This is a genomic window from Paracoccus aeridis (genome assembly GCF_004923205.2).
GTDB classification, from domain to species: domain Bacteria; phylum Pseudomonadota; class Alphaproteobacteria; order Rhodobacterales; family Rhodobacteraceae; genus Paracoccus; species Paracoccus aeridis.
In genome coordinates this window covers 1-18,803 of sequence record NZ_SELD02000011.1, presented here as the reverse complement: position 1 = coordinate 18,803, position 18,803 = coordinate 1, and the positions used below count along the sequence as shown (strand labels likewise).

At 63.0% G+C, this 18,803-nt stretch carries 23 protein-coding genes and 2 pseudogenes; 11 read left to right on the top strand and 14 right to left on the bottom strand.

The features are described from left to right. Positions 1-156 precede the first annotated feature (156 nt). Together ELI80_RS05675 and ELI80_RS05670 are read right to left on the bottom strand one after the other, a co-directional pair. Positions 157-345 (bottom strand): multicopper oxidase domain-containing protein, encoded by a 189-nt coding sequence (locus ELI80_RS05675; RefSeq protein ID WP_035746442.1) that lies wholly within the window; start codon positions 343-345, stop codon positions 157-159. Beyond that, on the bottom strand, positions 342-686 hold the full coding sequence (locus tag ELI80_RS05670; RefSeq protein ID WP_036708219.1) for an ArsR/SmtB family transcription factor: 345 nt from the start codon (positions 684-686) through the stop codon (positions 342-344). The genes ELI80_RS05675 and ELI80_RS05670 overlap by 4 nt, the downstream gene beginning before the upstream one ends. Before the next feature lie 56 nt (positions 687-742). Here ELI80_RS05670 and ELI80_RS05665 point away from each other — a divergent pair, with 56 nt between their 5' ends. Both ELI80_RS05665 and lspA read left to right on the top strand, forming a co-directional pair. Then, positions 743-1,597 carry a cation efflux transmembrane domain-containing protein gene (locus tag ELI80_RS05665; protein ID WP_036708216.1) on the top strand — a complete coding sequence of 285 codons (855 nt, stop codon included), beginning with the start codon at positions 743-745 and terminating at the stop codon, positions 1,595-1,597. Then, on the top strand, positions 1,594-2,094 hold the full coding sequence (gene lspA, locus ELI80_RS05660; RefSeq protein WP_036708213.1) for a signal peptidase II: 501 nt from the start codon (positions 1,594-1,596) through the stop codon (positions 2,092-2,094). The genes ELI80_RS05665 and lspA overlap by 4 nt, the downstream gene beginning before the upstream one ends. Positions 2,095-2,518: 424 nt before the next feature. Here the strand turns inward: lspA and ELI80_RS16365 are convergent, their stop codons facing one another. The 3 genes from ELI80_RS16365 to ELI80_RS05640 form a co-directional block, all read right to left on the bottom strand. Then, positions 2,519-2,899, bottom strand: coding sequence for a class I SAM-dependent methyltransferase (locus tag ELI80_RS16365; protein ID WP_236641356.1), 381 nt, complete (start codon positions 2,897-2,899; stop codon positions 2,519-2,521). A 52-nt stretch (positions 2,900-2,951) separates the two neighbouring features. Then, a complete protein-coding gene (locus tag ELI80_RS05645; protein ID WP_369796074.1) occupies positions 2,952-3,653 on the bottom strand; it encodes a cytochrome c biogenesis CcdA family protein in 702 nt (233 codons plus the stop codon). Between the two features lie 115 nt (positions 3,654-3,768). Continuing rightward, positions 3,769-4,176, bottom strand: a complete 408-nt coding sequence (locus ELI80_RS05640; protein ID WP_312528960.1) for a TlpA disulfide reductase family protein — start codon at positions 4,174-4,176, stop codon at positions 3,769-3,771. A gap of 273 nt (positions 4,177-4,449) precedes the next feature. On the opposite strand from ELI80_RS05640, the gene ELI80_RS05630 reads away from it, so the two are divergent. Together ELI80_RS05630 and ELI80_RS05625 are read left to right on the top strand one after the other, a co-directional pair. After that, a protein-coding gene (locus ELI80_RS05630) for an IS3 family transposase (protein ID WP_136650134.1) occupies positions 4,450-5,639 on the top strand; the annotation gives its coding sequence in 2 pieces (ribosomal slippage) (positions 4,450-4,711 and positions 4,711-5,639; 1,191 coding nt in all). A gap of 7 nt (positions 5,640-5,646) precedes the next feature. After that, positions 5,647-5,826 (top strand): hypothetical protein, encoded by a 180-nt coding sequence (locus ELI80_RS05625; RefSeq protein ID WP_036708205.1) that lies wholly within the window; start codon positions 5,647-5,649, stop codon positions 5,824-5,826. 346 nt (positions 5,827-6,172) lie between these two features. Here the strand turns inward: ELI80_RS05625 and arsJ are convergent, their stop codons facing one another. The 5 genes and pseudogenes from arsJ to ELI80_RS05595 form a co-directional block, all read right to left on the bottom strand. Then, the gene (gene arsJ / locus ELI80_RS05615; protein ID WP_036708203.1) at positions 6,173-7,432 is read right to left on the bottom strand and encodes an organoarsenical effux MFS transporter ArsJ; all 1,260 of its coding nucleotides are present in this window, start codon (positions 7,430-7,432) and stop codon (positions 6,173-6,175) included. Continuing rightward, the gene (locus ELI80_RS05610; protein ID WP_036702653.1) at positions 7,429-8,436 is read right to left on the bottom strand and encodes an ArsJ-associated glyceraldehyde-3-phosphate dehydrogenase; all 1,008 of its coding nucleotides are present in this window, start codon (positions 8,434-8,436) and stop codon (positions 7,429-7,431) included. The genes arsJ and ELI80_RS05610 overlap by 4 nt, the downstream gene beginning before the upstream one ends. A gap of 4 nt (positions 8,437-8,440) precedes the next feature. After that, a complete protein-coding gene (locus ELI80_RS05605) occupies positions 8,441-9,280 on the bottom strand; it encodes a metalloregulator ArsR/SmtB family transcription factor (protein WP_036702652.1) in 840 nt (279 codons plus the stop codon). Positions 9,281-9,408: 128 nt separating this feature from the next. After that, positions 9,409-9,537: pseudogene (locus ELI80_RS05600) on the bottom strand (arsenical resistance protein ArsH); the annotation flags it as partial. Between the two features lie 241 nt (positions 9,538-9,778). Next, positions 9,779-12,142: a heavy metal translocating P-type ATPase gene (locus ELI80_RS05595; RefSeq protein ID WP_036702651.1), complete on the bottom strand. Its 2,364-nt coding sequence runs from the start codon at positions 12,140-12,142 to the stop codon at positions 9,779-9,781. Positions 12,143-12,242: 100 nt separating this feature from the next. Here ELI80_RS05595 and ELI80_RS05590 point away from each other — a divergent pair, with 100 nt between their 5' ends. From ELI80_RS05590 to ELI80_RS05570, 5 genes are all read left to right on the top strand, one after another. Then, positions 12,243-12,524: a metal-sensitive transcriptional regulator gene (locus ELI80_RS05590; protein ID WP_036702648.1), complete on the top strand. Its 282-nt coding sequence runs from the start codon at positions 12,243-12,245 to the stop codon at positions 12,522-12,524. Then, positions 12,524-12,847: a hypothetical protein gene (locus tag ELI80_RS05585; RefSeq protein ID WP_136650133.1), complete on the top strand. Its 324-nt coding sequence runs from the start codon at positions 12,524-12,526 to the stop codon at positions 12,845-12,847. The genes ELI80_RS05590 and ELI80_RS05585 overlap by 1 nt, the downstream gene beginning before the upstream one ends. A 94-nt stretch (positions 12,848-12,941) precedes the next feature. Then, on the top strand, positions 12,942-13,421 hold the full coding sequence (locus tag ELI80_RS05580; RefSeq protein ID WP_036702647.1) for a DUF411 domain-containing protein: 480 nt from the start codon (positions 12,942-12,944) through the stop codon (positions 13,419-13,421). Positions 13,422-13,424: 3 nt separating this feature from the next. Next, positions 13,425-13,880 carry a c-type cytochrome gene (locus ELI80_RS05575; RefSeq protein WP_036721733.1) on the top strand — a complete coding sequence of 152 codons (456 nt, stop codon included), beginning with the start codon at positions 13,425-13,427 and terminating at the stop codon, positions 13,878-13,880. Between the two features lie 39 nt (positions 13,881-13,919). Beyond that, the gene (locus tag ELI80_RS05570; RefSeq protein WP_036702645.1) at positions 13,920-14,192 is read left to right on the top strand and encodes a hypothetical protein; all 273 of its coding nucleotides are present in this window, start codon (positions 13,920-13,922) and stop codon (positions 14,190-14,192) included. A 28-nt stretch (positions 14,193-14,220) separates the two neighbouring features. On the opposite strand, the gene ELI80_RS05565 is transcribed toward ELI80_RS05570, so the two are convergent. From ELI80_RS05565 to ELI80_RS05550, 4 genes are read right to left on the bottom strand one after another with little or no spacing between them, the layout of a single operon-like run. Next, on the bottom strand, positions 14,221-14,871 hold the full coding sequence (locus tag ELI80_RS05565) for a L,D-transpeptidase (RefSeq protein ID WP_036702644.1): 651 nt from the start codon (positions 14,869-14,871) through the stop codon (positions 14,221-14,223). 54 nt (positions 14,872-14,925) lie between these two features. Then, entirely contained in the window at positions 14,926-15,447 is a 522-nt protein-coding gene (locus tag ELI80_RS05560; protein ID WP_231555322.1) for a DUF305 domain-containing protein, read from the bottom strand. A 24-nt stretch (positions 15,448-15,471) separates the two neighbouring features. Next, positions 15,472-16,089, bottom strand: coding sequence for a DsbA family protein (locus ELI80_RS05555; RefSeq protein ID WP_231565662.1), 618 nt, complete (start codon positions 16,087-16,089; stop codon positions 15,472-15,474). 10 nt (positions 16,090-16,099) lie between these two features. After that, complete coding sequence (locus tag ELI80_RS05550; protein WP_136650132.1) at positions 16,100-17,596, bottom strand: multicopper oxidase family protein; 1,497 nt, start codon at positions 17,594-17,596, stop codon at positions 16,100-16,102. Between the two features lie 654 nt (positions 17,597-18,250). Here ELI80_RS05550 and ELI80_RS05545 point away from each other — a divergent pair. Continuing rightward, a pseudogene (locus ELI80_RS05545) lies at positions 18,251-18,439 on the top strand (Arm DNA-binding domain-containing protein); the annotation flags it as partial. A 41-nt stretch (positions 18,440-18,480) separates the two neighbouring features. Beyond that, on the top strand, positions 18,481-18,624 hold the full coding sequence (locus tag ELI80_RS16595; RefSeq protein WP_161596428.1) for a hypothetical protein: 144 nt from the start codon (positions 18,481-18,483) through the stop codon (positions 18,622-18,624). The last annotated feature ends 179 nt before the right edge of the window (positions 18,625-18,803 follow it).

Genomic DNA, 18,803 nt, shown 5'->3' with positions numbered 1-18,803 from the left:
TCATGTTCTGCAAACTACGTCGAGAGCCGACTATTTCAGCGGCCTGCTAGACATACTCCGTAATGCGTTTCAACAAGGCGACACCGGCACCTGATAGAACGCCGCAAGAAGACGTAAGCTCTTGACGACGCCCGGTGTCGAGCGGGTGGGGTCCTGTTATGTGACCGTAAACTGCCCCATCATGCCCGCATCCTCGTGTTCGAGGATGTGGCAGTGATACATGAATGGTGTCTCTTCCGAAGCCAGCTTGTCGAACCTCAGCAGGATTCCGGTCGGACCCTGCACACGGACAACATCTTTCCAACCGATCTGCGCCGAGTCGACCGGCCGTCCGTTCTGACTCACGCCTCACGATAATTGTCACACGCCTCAACACCCTTTGCGACCACGTCGAGAAGTGCGTCCACATCGTTCAGAAGGACCGTGATGCGCGGGTTGCTGATACGGTAACGGATGAAGCGCCCTTCGCGGTCGCTGGCGACAAGCCCGCAGTCCAGCAGGCACCTCAGATGGTTGGAGACGTTGGGTTGCGATAGTTCGGTCCGCTCGACGATCTCGTGAACGGCCAATGGCTCGTTGCAAAGTGCACCGAGGATGGCCAGGCGGCTCGGGTCCGCGAAGCCGCGGAACAGCTTCGCCCGTCGCTCGATGGTCGCGCTCTTGCGGTCATCGACGATTTGGGCCATATCACTCCTCGCTGATACGTCGTTCTTCGATTCATCCTAGCAGGAATAGCGCGACCATGGCCAACACCGAAAATGCCGGATCGACGGCAGATGTCCCGCCCGTCCGTTACCGGGTTTCCGGTATGGATTGCGCCAAGGATGCCGCGCAGATCGAGCGGGCGGCACAGGCAGCCGGGGTCGCGCCCGGCGATGTGAAAGTGTCGGCCGCGACGCACATCATGACACTGACTGCACCCGAAGTGCGCCTGCCGGACATCGAAAAGGCAGTCGCGGTGACAGGCTATGGCTTCGACCGGATCGAGGGCGATGAAGACATTCCGCCGAATCCCGCCCATCAGGACCCGGCCTACCGCCGTGCCCTCTGGATCGTCGTGATCCTGAACGTGGGATACGGGGTCCTCGAAATGATCGGCGGTTTCATTTCCGGATCGCAGGCCGTGAAGGCCGATGCGCTCGATTTCATCGGCGACGGCGCGATCACCTTCCTTGGCCTGCTGGCCATCGGCTGGAGCCTCGCCTGGCGGGCACGGTCGGCCTTGATCCAAGGCATCTTCCTCGGCCTGCTCGGCCTTGGCGTCCTCGGCACGACCATCGTGCGAGTCTTCGAACGGACGACGCCGGATGCAGGTCTAATGGGCCTGCTTGGCATGATCGCCCTTGTCGTCAACGTCATCTCCGTTCTGCCGCTGCTGCGGTTCCGCAAGGGCGACGCGAACATGCGGGCCGTCTGGCTATTCTCGCGCAACGACGCCATCGGCAATGCGGCGGTTGTCGTTGCCGCCGGTCTCGTGGCGTGGCTGGGCAGCGCCTGGCCGGACCTCATCGTCGCCTTCGGCATCGCCGGACTGTTCCTGCACTCGTCTTGGGCAATCATCCGCGATGCGCGGGCCGATCTGAAGGCAGCGGCATGAACAGCCGCGTTCTGGGCGGGCTCTGCGCGATCGCGGCGTTCGGCCTCGATCAGGGTACCAAGGCGCTTGCGCTGAACACACCGGCGCTTGAGCGCGGCGTCGAGGTTCTACCCTTTCTCAATCTCGTGCGGGTTCTGAACGATGGAGTCAGCTTCGGTATGCTGGGCAGGATCGTGCCTTGGTGGGGTCTCATCGCGCTTGCTGGCGTGATCGTGGCATGGCTGCTGATCTGGTTGTGGCGCGCGCCGGACAGGCTGACGGCTGCCGCTCTCGGTCTGATCATCGGCGGCGCGCTCGGCAATGTCCTCGACCGGCTGCGTTATCAGGCCGTCCCGGATTTTCTGGATTTCCATTACGGAACATACCACTGGCCGTCCTTCAATCTTGCGGATGTGGCGATTTTCTGCGGTGCGGCCCTGCTGTTCTGGGACAGCTTCCGCTCGGCGCAGAACAAGCCCGAACGTAACCACCGAGAAGAAAACGTTACGGGGAAATAATCGATGTCCAGCATTCCATCCGCAAAGGGCATCGACAGCACGCTTGCCCTGCTGCGCAACCCATATGAGTTCATTCCGGACACATGCCGCGATCTTGAGGGCGACCTGTTCGAGACCCGCATCCTCTTTCAAAAGACGATCTGCATGACTGGTGCCGCAGCTGCGGAGGTCTTCTATTCCGAGGATGGGCTCGTGCGCGCAGGCTCGATGCCGAAGCGTATCCAGAGAACCCTGCTCGGCGAAAAGGGCATCCAGGGGCTCGATGGCGAGGCCCACCGTCATCGGAAGCGGATGTTTATGTCACTCATGGCGTCGGAGCGGATCGAAGCTCTCGAAAACACGACGCGGGACCTGTTGGACCGCTACGCACGGGACTGGCAAGCGGCGGAGAAGGTCGTTCTCTACGACGAAGTGCGCGAAATCCTCACCAGAGCTGCCTGCGCCTGGTCGGGCGTGCCGCTTCCCGAAGCGGAGGTCGAGACGCGGACGGCGCAGATGACGGCGCTCTTCCAAGACGCCGGGGCGGTCGGCTGGAAGCACTGGGGTGCGCGTCTGGCGCGCTGCGATCCTCCAGCGGCAATGCTTCGGCCACGCCCTCGATCATCTCGGCCGCGGGCATCAGGCCATGGGAGGTTTGCGCGGCCCGAGAGAGGAGTTCGGGCGACGGGTCAACACCGATGATCTGACGCACGGCCTCGGGGTAGAGCGCAATGTTCAGGCCCGAGCCGATCCCGATCTCCAGCACACGTCCATGCAGCCCGGAGGCGGCGCGGCGCCGGTAGGGAAGAAGTTGATCCTGGCCCATCGCCAGATGCGTCAGCCGAGGGAGGATATGTTTCTCGTACAGTCGCATCTGTTCACCCGATCCGCGCAAGGACAGGGAAGGTGTCCAGCAGCCAGTAGGCCAGTGCGCTCAACCGCCCGGTCATCATCGCCAAACCCATCAGGATCATGACGCCGCCCGCAGCCTGATGCAGGCGGCGACCCCAACGACCGATGCCGCGCAGCCTGCCGGCAATACTGTCGGTGAACCCCGCGACGACCAGAAACGGGATCCCAAGGCCGGCCGAGTAGAAGGCAAGCAATGCGACGCCCTCGCCAATCGTCGCGCTTGTCGCGCTGGCGGTTAGGATGGCGCCGAGGATCGGCCCGATGCACGGTGTCCAGCCGAAACCGAAGGCGAGTCCGAGCACGTAGGAGGCGACCGGTTGCCCGCCCGGCAGGTCGAGATGAAAACGCAGGTCGCGCTCCATGGCCGACAGGCGCGCTGCCCCGATCATGAACAGACCGAACAGGATCACGATCGCGCCGCCGACGAGGTTGAGTTCGTAGCGCCACTGCAGCAGCGCCTGACCGAGCGCGGTGGCAGAGGCCCCAAGCGCGATAAATATCGTGGAGAAGCCAAGGACGAAACAGAAGCTGAGCCAGACGGCCCGCCCCTTCGAAGGCGCTGCACTGCCGGTGACCGTACGTCCGGCAACGTAGGATACGTAGCCGGGCACGAGCGGCAGCACGCAGGGCGACAGAAAGGAAACGGCACCGGCCAGCAATGCCGCCATTAGTCCAAGAGCGGAAAGTTCAATCAAATCCACATCTCCAAACTGATCGGTAGACCGCCACCACGTGTGCGCACGGAGCGGAACGGCTGGCGCGGTCGTCGTGCTTTTCCATGTCCTATTGCTTACGTTCGTCAATAAGAGCGCTTATCTGCGCAACGGCTTCGGGGCTGTTCCATTCGGCCGGGCCTGCGAGGCGCCCGCGCTCGCGCCCAATGCGGTCGATCAGAATCGTTGTCGGCAGGCCCACCACGGCCAAGGCCAGCATCGCGCGCGTATCCTCCGCGATATAGAGATCGAGGTTGCGAATGCCGGTCTCTCGGTAGAAGCGGCGCACAGGTTCGAGACCGGCCCGATCGATCGACAGCGGCAGAACATGAAAATCCGATCCGCCGAGGCGCGCTTGCAGCGCGTCGAGCGTCGGCATCTCCTCGCGACAAGGCGGGCACCAGGTCGCCCAAATGTTCAGAAGCACGACACGTCCCTCGAAGTCCGCCAGCGTCAGATTCCGTCCATCTCCATCCACGAAAGGCGGCGACAGGAGATCACGCGGAGTCCCGTGATTAGGGATCGGTGGTCGGGCGGAGGCAGGGCTTGCCGCAAGCGCCAAGACTCCGGCAAGGACGTCACGTCGCCTCACGGGTCGCTCTCAGCCTGCAACCGGCGCACGACCGGCAGAATGTCCTCCTCAAGCGAGGCCTGATCAAAGGGGCCGACATGCTTGTATGCAATGTGACCTGCCACGGGCTTTTTCCTCCATCTACGATTAGAGTCCGGCCCATGGAGAGGACGGACGAGGATGAAGAAGGCACGACGGACCGAGGAACAGATTATCGGGATCCTGCAGGAGCATGAGGCAGGCGCGAAGTGCGCTGACCTCTGCCGCAAGCACGGGATGTCGGAAGGCACGTTCTATGCCTGGAAGGCGAAGTATTCCGGGATGACGGTGTCCGAGGCGAAGCGGCTGAGGGCGCTGGAGGAGGAGAACGCGAAGCTCAAGAAGCTGCTGGCAGAGCAGATGCTCGACATGGCGGCGATGAAGGAACTACTGTCAAAAAAATTCTGACGCCCGCCGTGAAGCGCGAGGCTGTCGCGCATCTGAAGGCCCATCTCGGGCTGTCGGAACGGCGGGCGTGCAAGATTGCCGGGGCGGACCGCAAGATGGTGCGCTACCAGTCGCAACGCGCGCCGGACAAGGCGCTGCGCGGTCGGCTGCGGGATCTGGCCAATGAGCGGCGCAGGTTCGGCTACCGACGGCTCTTCGTCCTGCTCAGGCGGGAAGGCGAGGCGTCGGGGATCAACCGCATTTACCGGCTCTACCGCGAGGAAGGGCTGACTGTCCGTAAGCGCAAAGCACGCCGCAAGGCCATCGGTACCAGGGCCCCGATCCTGATGGCGGCGCGGGCCAACGCGCGCTGGTCGCTGGATTTTGTTCACGACCAGTTCGCCTGCGGGCGGCGCTTCCGGGTGCTGAACGTGGTCGATGACGTCACGCGCGAATGTCTCGCCGCGATCCCCGACACATCGATTTCAGGCCGCCGCGTGGCGCGGGAGCTGACGGCGCTGATCGAGCGGCGCGGCAAGCCGGGGATGATCGTGTCGGACAACGGCACCGAACTGACCTCGAACGCCATTCTGAAGTGGTGCGCCGAGCACAAGGTCGAATGGCACTACATCGCGCCGGGCAAACCAATGCAGAACGGCTTTGTCGAAAGCTTCAACGGCAGGATGCGGGACGAGTTTCTGAACGAGACGCTGTTCCGCAATCTGGCCCACGCCCGCGATCTGATCGCGGCCTGGGTCACCGACTACAATACCGAGCGGCCCCACTCGGCCCTCGGCTACCAAACCCCCGAAGGCTTCGCCCTGCACCTGACCACCGCAATCGCCCGCCACGCTGCGCGGGATGAAAGCTCCGCGCCGCGGGCGATTGCTCAACCCGCGCCAAAAGGCGTAAATCAGCTACCGGCTCCGATCGCGGCTGGATGAAAAACCAGTGGCAGGTCACCGCCAGAACATCACCATCGCGCTTGGGCTGAAGGCGGTGTTTCTTGTGACCTCGGTTCTGGGGATTACCGGTCTGTGGATCGCCATCATGGCCGATACCGGGGCGACGGTTCTGGTCACGCTGAACGCTTTGCGCCTGTTGCGCTTCGATCCCGAGCGCGAGGCGTGACGCCGTGATTTCCGCTTTCGGTTGGGCGGCGCTGACCCTGCTTTCCGCCTATCTCATGCTTTTTTTTTCCGGCAATGCCATGGCGGCGCAAGCGGCCGGTCGGCCGGTCTGGCTGTTCTCGTGGGCGAAACGGCGCGACTGTTATGCCGCGCTCGGCTTTCGGGCTGGTTGGCGCTGTTCGACGCCTCAGAGTGCGGGCAGAGACTCGGCTGGCTCAAGACCCCGGCTCGACTGTTGCAGGCCGCCGCCCCGCTGATCTTCGGGACGGCGCTTTCGGTCTGGGGGCTCGGGGCGCTATATGTGACCGCCGGGATCGGCGCGCTGGCCACGCGCGCGCTCCAAGCAATCAAACGAGCCTGAGGCGACGCGCGGCAAGCCAACTGGCAAGCGCCATTACCCCGGCGGTCGCAAGGCAGAGCGGCAGCCCACCAAGCTGAAAACTGACGCCCGAGAGTAAAGTCCCGATCAAGCGGCCCGCAGCGTTGGCCATATAATAGAACCCCACGTCGCGTGTGATCCGCTCGGCCGATCCGAAGGCGAGGATCAGGTAGGAATGTACGGAGGAATTCACCGCGAAGATAAAGCCGAAGACCAGAAGCCCCACGACCAGAAGAATTGTAAGCCAAGGGGCGGGTCCACCCGCGACCAACGCGGCAAGGGCCAGCACGAACGGCACCGGCACGAGGAGACCGGACCAGAAGACCGCCTTGTTGACCGTCTCAGCCTCGGGTTGTCCTTTGCCCCCCAACAGGCGCGGTGCGAAACCCTGCACAACGCCATAGGCGATGATCCAGAGCGCCATGAAGCCGCCGACAAGGAAAAAGGCCTCGCGCCGTCCCTCGGCGGTCCCGTCCGACAGCACCGCCTGGAAATAGACCGGGATGCCCACGACGAACCACACATCGCGCGCCCCGAACAGGAACATGCGCGCCAGCGACAGGCGGTTCACGCGGATGTCCTTCGACCGCCAGCCGGACCAGCTTTCGTCGGATTTCATCCGCCCGGGCAGACCCGCAGGCAGAAACAGCACGACCGCGAGCAAGATCACCGCCAGTACCGCCGCCATGCCCCAGACGGCGGCGTCGAACCCTGCAAGGCCAAGCAGCGCCGCACCCAGGAAGAAGCCGAAACCCTTGACGGCATTCTTCGATCCGGTCAGAGCCGCGACCCAGCGGAACAGCCCCCCGTCCTCGGTCGGGGCCAGCAGTTTCACCGCAGATTTCGACGACATCTTGGCCAGATCCTTGGCCACGCCCGAGACGCCCTGCACCGCCATGACGAAGGCGACCGAGGCCGCAACCGACCAGGCCGGGTCAAGCTGCGCCAGGGCGACCAGCGCCCCGATCTGCAGCGACAGCCCGCCGTAAAGCGTCGCCGCCAAGCCGAACCGCGCCGCCAGCCAGCCTGCGGCAAGGTTGGTCACGATGCCCGCGACCTCATAAAGTAGGAAAAGCCAGGCCAGTTGCACGGGCGAAAAGCCAAGCGCGTTGAAATGCAACAGGACCAGCATCCGCAGCGCGCCATCCGACAGCATGAAGGCCCAATAGGCCGCCGTCACCGCCGCATAGGCGCGCAAGGGGTTCGCAGAGGCAGTCACGTCGCTCACATCGCTCCCGCAACCATGCGGGCGATATCGGCCAGTCGGCAGGAATAGCCCCATTCGTTGTCATACCAGGCGTAGATTTTCACCTGCGTGTCATTGATCACCATGGTCGACGGCCCGTCGATGATTGACGAGCGAGGATCATTGGTGAAATCGCAGGACACCAGCGGCCGCGTCTCGAACCCCAGAATGCCCTTCAGCGGCCCTTCGGCGGCGGTTTTGAACAGGGCGTTGACCTCTTCGGCGGTTGTTTCGCGCTCAACCTCGAACACGCAGTCGGTCAGTGACGCGTTCAGCAGCGGCACGCGCACGGCATGGCCGTTCAGGCGGCCTTTCAGTTCGGGATAGATCAGCGTGATCGCGGTGGCCGAACCTGTGGTTGTCGGGATCAGGTTCATCAGGGCGGACCGCGCGCGGCGCATGTCCTTGGCAGGGCGGTCGACGATGGTCTGGGTGTTGGTCACGTCGTGGATCGTGGTGATCGAGCCATGCCTGATCCCAAGGTTCTCGTGGATCACCTTGACTACCGGCGCGAGGCAGTTCGTCGTGCAGGAGGCCGCCGTCACAAGGTTCTGCGATCCGTCGTAAAGATCATGGTTGACACCGTAGACAAGGTTCAGCGCCCCGCCGTCCTTGACCGGGGCAGAGACGACGACCTTCTTCACCCCGGCGGCATAATAAGGCGCGACCTTGGCCGCTGTCTTGAAGACGCCTGTGCAATCGATCACCAGATCGACACCAAGCTCTGCCAGCAGCAAAGCCTCGATGGTCTTCTCATGGGTCAGCCTGATGCGTTTTCCGTTCAACTCCAGCGCACCCTCGGCGGCGGCAACCGGCGTGCGCCAGCGACCATGGACCGAGTCGAACTCCATCAGCAACGCGTGCTGTTCGGCGTCGCCGACAGGATCGTTCAGCAGGACGATGTCGCCACCTGCGCCTGTATCGATAAGGTCGCGCAAGACAAGTTTGCCGATCCGGCCAAGGCCGTTGAGGGCGATACGGGGCATGATCTCAGTCTTCCTTGAGGGCTTCGGTGTCTATGTCGTCGACGCGGTTTTGCAGCGATAGCCGGTTAAGGGTTGCGAAGGGCAAGGAAATGAACGTTTCGATCCTGCGACGCAGCGCACCATAGGTCTGGGCGAATACCAGTGCCTTTTCGGCGTCGGTACCCATGGCTTTTACCGGGTCCGGCAGGCCCCAATGGCCGGTAATCGGCTGGCCGGGCCATGGCGGGCATTCCTCGGCGGCGGATGTGTCGCAAACTGTAAATACGAAATCCATGACGATGGAGTCAGGCTGCTGGAACTCGGACACATGCTTGGATCGCAAGCTTGAGGTGTCATGGCCATTTCGCTCAAGCACCTCCAGCGCGAAGGGATTCAGCGCAGTATTGGGGCGGGTGCCGGCCGAAAAGGCCTGAAACTTCCCTTTGCCAAGATCGCGCAACAGGGCCTCGGCAAAGATCGAGCGGGCGGAATTTCCTGAACAGATGAAGAGCACGTCGAAGTCGGTATCGTCCATGGCGGGATCCTTCTGAGCCGACAGGGAGGGAGAAATGAGGTCAGGTCGGGCGCGGCCTACGTCTAGCGCGAGATAGTCGATCAGCGCCTCGGTGAGTTGGCGGTTCGCGGAGTAGAAGAGTGACCGCCCTCGCCGTTCGACACTCGCGAGCCCTGCCGACGCAAGGTCCGAGAGATGGTGCGACAGCGTATTGGCCTTCAGACCTAGCGCCTCGGCAATCTCGGTCGGGCGCACGCCACGCGGGGCAAAGCGCATCAGCAGCCTGAAGACGGCGAGGCGGTCAGGGTGACCGAGGGTGGCGAATGCATGGGCGGCGCTGTTTTTTTCCATAATTCCGGAATACAGGAATTAACAATGCTGTCCAGTGAAGTTTTTATGACGCAGCCTGATCGGGCCACTCCATCCATTCGCGCAGGCTCACCCCTGCGGACTTCTGCGTCCACCGGTCGCAGTGTGCACTAGGTCGAGGCCGAGAGATTGACCCGCCGCGTCAGGGCCTCCGCGCTTTCCTTGCGCTCGGAGAAGCGATCAACAGGATAGTCAGCCCGGTCGCGGGTCAGCAGGGTGAACTTCATCAACTCCTCCAGCCACAGCGGCAGGCGAACGGGATGGCGGCCAGTACCGGGATCAAGTCCCCTCAAGTGAGGCGGGAACGGCTTCATTGCAATCGGCGCCGCCCAAATCGAGCGCGACACATGAACTCAACGGGGAGGGGGAAACCTTGGTCAAAGGCCGAGTATTGCAACTATGTCGAGCATAGGCGCCACTGATGGTGGGAGTTTCAGATCTTCGCAATGCTGTCTTTGCAATGTTACATGGCCTGCTGTGTCACAGATCGACCCGTTTCAGCCGTAGCGCGTTGGCGATGACGGACACCGAGGACAGCGACATGGCCGCCGCCGCGATCATCGGCGACAGAAGAAGGCCAAAGATCGGATAGAGCAGCCCCGCCGCCACCGGGATGCCGGCGGCGTTGTAGATGAAGGCGAAGAACAGGTTCTGGCGGATATTGCGCATGGTGGCCACGGCAAGCTTGCGGGCGCGGACGATGCCGGTCAGATCGCCGCCCAGCAGGGTCAGCCCGGCGCTTTCGACCGCCACATCGGCGCCGGTGCCCATTGCGATGCCCACATCCGCCGCCGCAAGGGCTGGCGCATCATTCACCCCGTCGCCCGCCATGGCGACCTTGTCCCCCTTGCCGCGCAGCCCGTCGATCAGGTCCTTCTTACCCTCGGGCAGCATCCCGGCGCGGACCTCGTCGATGCCCAACCGGCTGGCCACGGCCAGCGCCGTGCGTTCATTGTCGCCGGTTGCCATGATCACCTTGATTCCCAGATCATGCAGGTCACGTATCGCCGCCTCGGCCGTTGGCTTGATCGGGTCGGCAACGGCGACAAGCCCCGCCAGCCTGCCATCCAGCGCCACGAACATCGCCGTCTTGCCCTCGCCGCGCAGGCGGTCGGCGGTCTCCTCGCCCGTGTCGCAGTCGATGCCAAGCGACGTCATCAGCGCGTTATTGCCAAGCGCCACATCGCGTCCATCGACCTTGCCAATCACCCCCTTGCCGGTTACGGCCTCGAACTCCTCGCCATTGCCAAGGCTCAGCCCACGCGCCTTGGCACCCTCGACGATTGCCTCGGCCAGCGGGTGTTCGGAGGCGCGTTCCAGCGCGGCGGCGGCGGCCAGCAACTCATCCTCGGGCACATCGCCGAAGCTGGTCACATCGGTCAGTGCAGGCTTGCCTTCGGTCAGCGTGCCGGTCTTGTCGACGATCAGCGTATCGACATCGGCCATCAGTTCCAGCGCCTCGGCATTCTTGACCAGCACGCCGGCCTGCGCGCCGCGTCCCGCTGCCGTGGTGATGGAAATCGGCGTCGCCAGCCCAAGCGCACAGGGACAGGCAATGATCAGCACCGAGACCGCAGATGCGACGGCAAAGACATAGGACGGGCTGGGACCGAAGATCAGCCAGACGACAAAGGCCGCGATGGCGATCACCACCACCGCCGGCACGAAGATTGCCGAGACCCGATCAGCCAGCCCCTGAATCGGCGCCTTGGACCGCCGCGCCCCGGCCACCATCTGGACGATCTGCGACAGAACCGTATCGGCGCCGACATCTGTGGCGCGGATCGCCAGCGTCCCGTTCTTGTTGATCGTGCCGCCGGTCACGCGATCGCCCTGCACCTTCTCGACCGGCACCGGCTCGCCCGTGATCATGCTTTCGTCTAAGGACGACCGCCCCTCGACCACCTCGCCATCCACCGGCACGCTGTCTCCGGGACGCACGCGCAAGAGATCCCCGGCCACGATGTTTTCCAGCGGCGCGTCATATTCGCTGCCATCGGGCAGGATGCGCCGCGCCGTCTTGGGTGCCAGATCCATCAGCGCCCGGATCGCATCGCCGGTGCGTTCCCGCGCCCTGAGTTCCAGAACCTGTCCGACAAAGACCAGGGCAACGATGACCACGGCAGCCTCGTAATAGGTGCCGACCATGCCGCCCATCCGGTATTCTTCGGGAAAGATGCCCGGCAGGAAGGTCGCAAACAGCGAATAGAGATAGGCCGCGCCGACCCCCAGCGAGATCAGCGTCCACATGTTCGGCGAGCGGTTTTTGAAGGAATCCAGCCCGCGCTGAAAGAAGGGCCGCGCCGCCCACAGCACGATGGGCGTAGCCAGCAGGAATTCCAGCCAAGCGGCGGTGCGGTGCCCGATCCAGTCGCGGACCGGAATGCCCACCATCTCGCCCATGGTCAGGATCAACAGCGGCACGGCGGCGGCCACGCTGACCCAGAGCCGCCGGGTAAAATCGGTCAGTTCATGGCTGGGCTCGTCCGAGGGAATCATCGGCTCCAAGGCCATGCCGCAGATCGGGCAGGCGCCAGGTTCGTCGCGGACGATCTCGGGATGCATCGGGCAGGTCCACTGCGTGCCTGCCGGGGCGGATTTTTCGACCTTGACCGCCGCGCCCGAGGCGTAGAACCACGGATCGCCGTCGAACTTCGACTGGCAACCGTCCGAGCAGAAATAGAAGGTCTGTCCCTCATAGTCGCGCTGGCGTGCCTCGGGCTTGATCGTCACCTGCATGCCGCAAACCGGGTCGATGGCCTTACCGGGATCAGCCTGTGCCGGTGCGCCACCGTGTGTCCCGTGATCGTGCTGCCTATGCGAATGATCGTGCTTGTGGTCCATGAATCTCTCCCGGCAGATACCTATAGGGGGTATATCAGACTTGCTCTATACCCCTTGAGGGTATAGCACAAGCTGCAGATGTTGAAGTTCGGAGCCCTCCTTGGCGCATGACAAGCAGAACCGAGACGCGATCCTGAAGCGGCTTTCCCGCCTGAACGGTCAGGTGCAGGGCGTGTCGCGCATGGTCGAGGACGGGCGCTATTGCGTCGATATCCTGAACCAGACCGCCGCCATCCGCTCGGCCCTGCGCGGGGTCGAGCGCCTGTTGATCGAGGATCATGCGCGAAGCTGCATGGAAGACGCGATCCAATCTGGCGATCAGGACCGGCAGAGGGTGATGTTCCGTGAGGTGGTTGAATTGATGGACAAGGTGCGCGACTGATGCGGTTCCTGCTGTCGGCCCTGCTTGCTGTCATGCTGGCGGTGACGATGCCGCTGGCCCTGACCGGCGCCGCAACGGCGGAAGCGTCGCAGACGGCCTCGATAGCCGAAACATCCGTGCCGCCGGCCGCGCATGAATGCTGTACCCCACAGCCGGACTCTCAGCATGGCGACTGCACAGCCTGTGCCGCCATCGGCCATGCCGAAGTCACGCCGAACGCGGCCCGTTTGCCACGCCGCATCCGGCACATTCCCGCGTTGCAGGATATGAAATCCGCCAGGCCGCGTTTGCCGCTGCCCCCTCCGCGACCCGTTGCTCTCTGACGCCGCCTGGCCCGATGGGCCTGCAAGCTGATCAATTGCGCCACGAGAGGGGCGAATGCCCCTACGGCGCGCAATATCCTGAAGGACATCAGATATGAGCAATCCCAATTTCTCGCGTCGCGGGGCGATCCTGGCGGTCGCGGCGATGCTGTCGACAACCTCTACCCTTGCCTTTGCCGCCACCGGCTCGGACGAAAAGCCGAACCTGCTGAGCATCACCAAGGACCCCGGCTGCGGCTGCTGCGGCGCCTGGGCCGATCTGGCCATCGAGGCGGGGTTCGAGGTGGAGATCACTGAGGCCAGCGACTATGTCGGCATGAAGCGCGACGCCGCTGTGCCCGAAAACCTGTGGTCCTGCCACACGACCCGGATCAGCGGCTATATCATCGAGGGCCATGTGCCCTTCGCGGCCATAAGGCAGCTTCTGGAACAGCGCCCCGACATTAACGGGATCGCCGTGCCGGGGATGCCCGCCGGCTCGCCGGGCATGGGCGGCGGGGTCGAGGCCACCGCCGAGGTCATCGCCTGGGGTGGCATTGCCGGCGACGGACGCGCCTTCCCGCTGGACGGGTAACAGATGACGCGCAACGCACTCATCCTCATCGCGGCGGTCGGTCTGGCCGCTGCGATCCTGATCCTCTGGCGCGGCAGCGCGGCGACGGAGGCAGCCGTGCAGGATCAGGCCGTGATCGCGCTTGGCCAGCGGCTCTACGCTGAAAACTGCGCCACATGCCACGGCGCCGATCTGGAGGGCCAGCCGGACTGGCAGACCCCGCTCGCAAATGGCCGCTATCCGGCGCCACCGCATGACGAGACCGGCCACACATGGCATCATGCCGACGCGCTTCTGGAACGCATCATCCGCGACGGCACCGCCGCCGTGGTCGGCGATGGCTATGAAAGCGACATGCCCGGCTTTACTGATGTCATGAGCGATGCCGAGATTACCGCCGTTCTGGCCTATATCAAATCCACCTGGCCGGAACGCGAGCGCGCGATCCAGAGCCGCATCACCAAGGACAGCGCGCCATGACCTCCCGGCGCGTCACCACCATAGCCTAGGAGTTTCCCAATGCAGATAAGAACCGCCGCAATCGCCCTGACGCTGCTTGTCCTTGCCGGATGCGCGGCCCAGAGGCCCGATATCGCCGCCGAGGAAGCCTCGCCCTATCCGATCCCGAACGAGGTCGTCGCCATTGCCGGCCCTAACCAGGACCTGACCACGGCGCGCTTCGACCCGGCGGATGACTGCTATTGGTACTACCACGCAGGTCCGGTCGAAACGACGCTGGTGCCGCTGCGGGCCGCGAATGGCAACCAAATCTGCAACGCAAAACCGGTCTGACCTATCAGGATCGCCGGAGGGCAGCAGACTAGCTTATCGCCGTCACGCTGCCTTCCGGTGAATAGAGATAGGCGGTCGAACCGATCTGGACCCGCGGGTAGAGCCCGTTGATATGGGCCATGACCATGCGGACGCAGCCGGAACTGGCGCGGCTGCCGATCGAGGTCGGAAACGGCGTACCGTGAATGCGCAGATAGGTATCGCGGTCGCCGAGGTAGAGGTAAAGCGCGCGCGAACCCAGCGCGTTCTGGGGGCCGGGCTCGACGCCACCCTCAAATTGCGCATAGATCTCGGGCTCGCGCTTGATCATGTTCCGTGTCGGGGTCCAGTGCGGCCATTCGACCTTGCGCTTGATCGTATAGGTGCCCGGCTCATACAGATCGCCCCGGCCGATAGCGACGCCGTAGCGCATCGCCGTGCCACCCTCTTCGATGTGGTAAAGGTATCTTGCCACGGCATCGACATGAATATCGCCCGGCACCAGACCATCATTCGCGACGATCCGCTGCGGCAGGAAGCGCGGATGCAGACCCCAGGGATTGGGGCCACCGGCTTCCACCTCGGCATCCCAGGCGGCCTTCTGCGTCGCGTCGGGCCAGGTCGATGCCATTAACGGATTGGCAGCGGCAGCCGAGAACAGGGCGGTTGTCGTCCGAATGAAATGTCTGCGTGTCAGCATGTGATTGCTCCTCATTTATTTCTAACTTGAGAGAATGTGGTAAATGCAGCGAGTTCAGCGCCCATCGACCTCTGGCGTCGCCGCAGGTCCGCCTTCCAGATCGGCGATCAGCGCCTTCATCTCGGCGATTTCCAGCGTCTGGGCCTCGATGATGCTGTCCGCCAGCGCCCGCACACGAGGATCCGAGATATCGGCACGGGTGGATGTCAGGATCGCAATCGAGTGATGCGGAATCATCGCCTTCATCCAGGCGGTGTCGTCGACCGTTGCCTGACTGCGAACCAGAAACAGGCCGAGGGCAAATGCCAGAATTGAAAGGCCCGCGACGATCAAATTGGCACGCGGATTGCGGTACATCCCCAGCATGAAGGCCAACATGATCAGAGCCATGGCGCCGCCCATATACAGCGCCATCCACATCCGGGTCTGGCTGAAAAAGACATGATCCATCGCCCAGGTGTTCAGATACATCAGCCCGAACATGATCATCGTCGAGGTAGCGATCATCGCCGCGAAACGGCCATAGCTTCCGCCGCTCATGCTTCCGTGGCTCTTGTGTCGATCAGAATGATCCATAGCATTGTCCTTTCTTGAAATTTGTCAGTTCCGGCGCGAGGCCGCGACCAGTTCGGCCAATTCGGATGAAGAAATGGCGCCAAAGCGTGAATCCGATCCGGCGATGAAGGTGGGCGTGCCGACAAGCCCCATCGCCTCGGCCAGCGTATTGGACTGCTGGATATGCTGAGCAATCTCCGGGCCGTTCATATCGCGCTGCAATTGCTGCGTGTCTAAACCCATGGATCGCGCAACACGCAGGACGCTGGCCCTTTCGGCCCGGGGTTTCTGACTCATCAGGGCGCGATGAAAGTCGGCGTAGCGGTCCTGCTTGCGCGACGCCAGCGCCGCGCGGGCCGCGAAAACCGAACCCTCGCCGAAGACCGGCCATTCCCGCATCACCATCCGCAAGCCGGAATCGGCTCCTAACACGGCATCCACCACCGGCATCATCGCTCGGCAGAATTGGCAGTTATAGTCGAAGAACTCGATCAGAGATGCGTCGCCGTCTGGATTACCGAAGATCGGTGCATTCGCGTCGTGCTCAAGCTGCCTGCGGAATTCGGGTGGAAGCGAATGACCAGCCCAAGATAGGCGCGGTGCGATGGCCATCGCCGGTGCGGTAAGGGCCAGGGTCAGGATCATGCGTCGCTGAAACATCATGTCACTCCCTTCACGCCGAGACCGCGAACGTCGTCATCATGCCGCTGGCAAGATGCGGCATATGGTGACAATGCAGCATCCATTCCGCCGCCTCGCCCGCATCCAGCGCCACCGTGACCATTGACATGGGCGGCACATAGACCGTGTCACGCAAAGCGCCGACGAACCGCTTGCCATTGATCGCGACGACCTGGAAATGATGGCCGTGCAGATGCATGGGATGGCCCATCATCGACATGTTGTGAAACATGATCTCGACCCGCTGGCCTGTTTTGGCCGTAACCGGAATCCGATCCTCGAACACGCGGTCGTTGATGGTCCAGCGATAGGGCTGCATCTGCCCGCCCAACATCACCATGGGTGAGGCATCGGCAGCTCGTTCCGTCAGCGGAGCAACGGCCCGCAAGGCGGCTTCCTGCGCAAGGTCGATATCGAATGCAGGTGCCGCATCGTCCGCCATTCCGAGAATGACCGGCACGTTGGCGCCGGAAGTGGCAAGGATAAGGCCGGTGCGCTCATGCGCGCCTTCGCGCAGAGCAAGGATCGGCCATGCGCCGCCTCCGGCGGGCAGGTCAAGTTCGATATCCAGGCGCTGACCCATGGCCAGACCGAAGCGCGTTCCCGACAAGGGCTGCACCGGCTGGCCATCCACAGCGACAAGCCGACCCGAAACCTCGCCGCTATCGAGCCAGAACACCGTGGCAGCAGCCCCGTTGATGACCCGCAGCAGGACCCGGCCACCCTTTTCTACCCACACAACTTCCGGGTCGCCCAAGGTGCGGTCATTCACCAGATAGGCATCGAAATCGAAGTCGTTCAGGTCCATCTGCATCCCGGCCATACCGGGCATGGACATGCCGCTCATTTCCGACATCCCGTTCATGGCCATACCGCCACCCATGTCATGGCCCGCATGGGGATCGGCTGGTTGCGACATATCGGCTTCGGCGGCCTCGTCATGCCCCTTTCCCGAGCGGATTTCGTCCAGCACCTCTTCCGGCGGGCGGAAGGAAAAGTCGTGAAGGAACATGGTGACCTCTTGCCGATCAGCTCGCAGATCCTCGGGGCGGCGGACGATCAGGGGTGCGGCCAGCAACTGCATCTCCTGGATGGGCACATGGCTGTGCATCCAGTGCGTGCCTGCTGCGGCCTCAAAATCATAGGCACGCGTCTCTCCTTGCTGCAGCAGCGGCAGCGGCATGTCGGGAACACCGTCCTGCGCGTTCGGCGGGATCTGTCCATGCCAATGAATGATCGTCGGCTCGGTCAGATCATTGGTCAGGTCCAGCAGGAAACGCTGGCCCGGATCCAGCGTCAGCCCAGGGGTTCCGTTGCCGTTGATCAGGCCAAAAACAGTCGCGGCGCGGCCATTGATGTCAAGCGTGCGCGTCGTTGCCTGCAATGCCAGCGCGGCTGGCTGCGCAAAGCCCGCGCGAGGGATGACAAAAGCTGCGGCCATGGCAGCGGATGCGGTCAGAAAGCCGCGGCGATTCAGTGTGCAAGTCATATGAATAATCCATCAGACCCCGTAGGGCGAACCATGTTCGGCACCTTGAAAGGTGCGGCAAGCAAGTGTTCAGATGGATTTCGGAGGGCGGTATCCGGGGCTGACCAGACGGCCCTCACGTGTCACTGCTATAGAGTGCCATTTCAGCGAATGCTCGGTCTCAACAGGCGCAAGTTGTGCGGCAGCAAGCCAGGGCGTAGGTGTGCCGACACATACAATCGCACAGGCATCGGTCATATCGTGCCGAGAAGGCTCTCCCGAATAACCGTGCTCATGCCCGGCTGTGTCGCCGGGATGGCTGATCGAAGCGACAACGTGATCGGTCGGCAGTCCGGCTGGGCCAGCACTTTGCCCATGCTGCGTCGCGCCCGCCAACACGAGCAGGACAACAAGCAGAGAACATATCGCGCGGCACATCATATGGTTGAGTTGGAACCTATGAAACTAGCTTGACAATAAGCAGGACAGGCTCTCGTTGCAATTCACGGAGCAATCAACAGAGGGTGTAGGTTTTTCCCTTCTGAGCCATTGACCGGCACGCCTCCCCCTAGGTTCCGCCACCTTCCGCCTCCCTGCCGGTCTGACTGGCGATGTATGACTTGCTATGCGCGCGAGGCTGAGCCTTGCGTGGGGTGCAAGAAGGAGGTGCTGGGCATGGTGAAGCGATTGAGACTGAACGAAAAATCGGTGCGGGAGGCGGCGCCGGAACCTGGTCGGGACTATCAGATCTTTGACAGCGAAGTGCGGGGATTTGCGATCTGCATCTACCGCTCCGGCAACCGGGCCTTCACGCTGGATTACCGCCATGCCGGGCGGCAGCGGCGGATGACGCTTGGGCGCTGGACAGCATCCGCGCAAAGCTGTCCTCGCCGCCCCTGACAACCGTGGATCTGCATCTGGCGCAGGTTGCGACTCTGGCGGTCGAACTGCTTCTCGACAGTCAGAACGGAGCGCCGCCCGAGCTAGCGCATCCCTTGCCGAGCCTCTTGCCGCGACGCTCGACCTGTCGTTCGAATACAGACGAGTAGCCATTCATGCCGGACCGTCCGATTGCAACGAATTTTCCCCCTCTTGCCTCCACAACGCTTCTACGGGCCGTGAAAAAGCAAACGCCGTCCGTGAGCGCGGAAGCTTAACAGGCCGCTGAAATAGTCGGCTCTGGACGTAGTTTGCAGAACATGATTCATCGCTGGCAGGAAGACAGTGG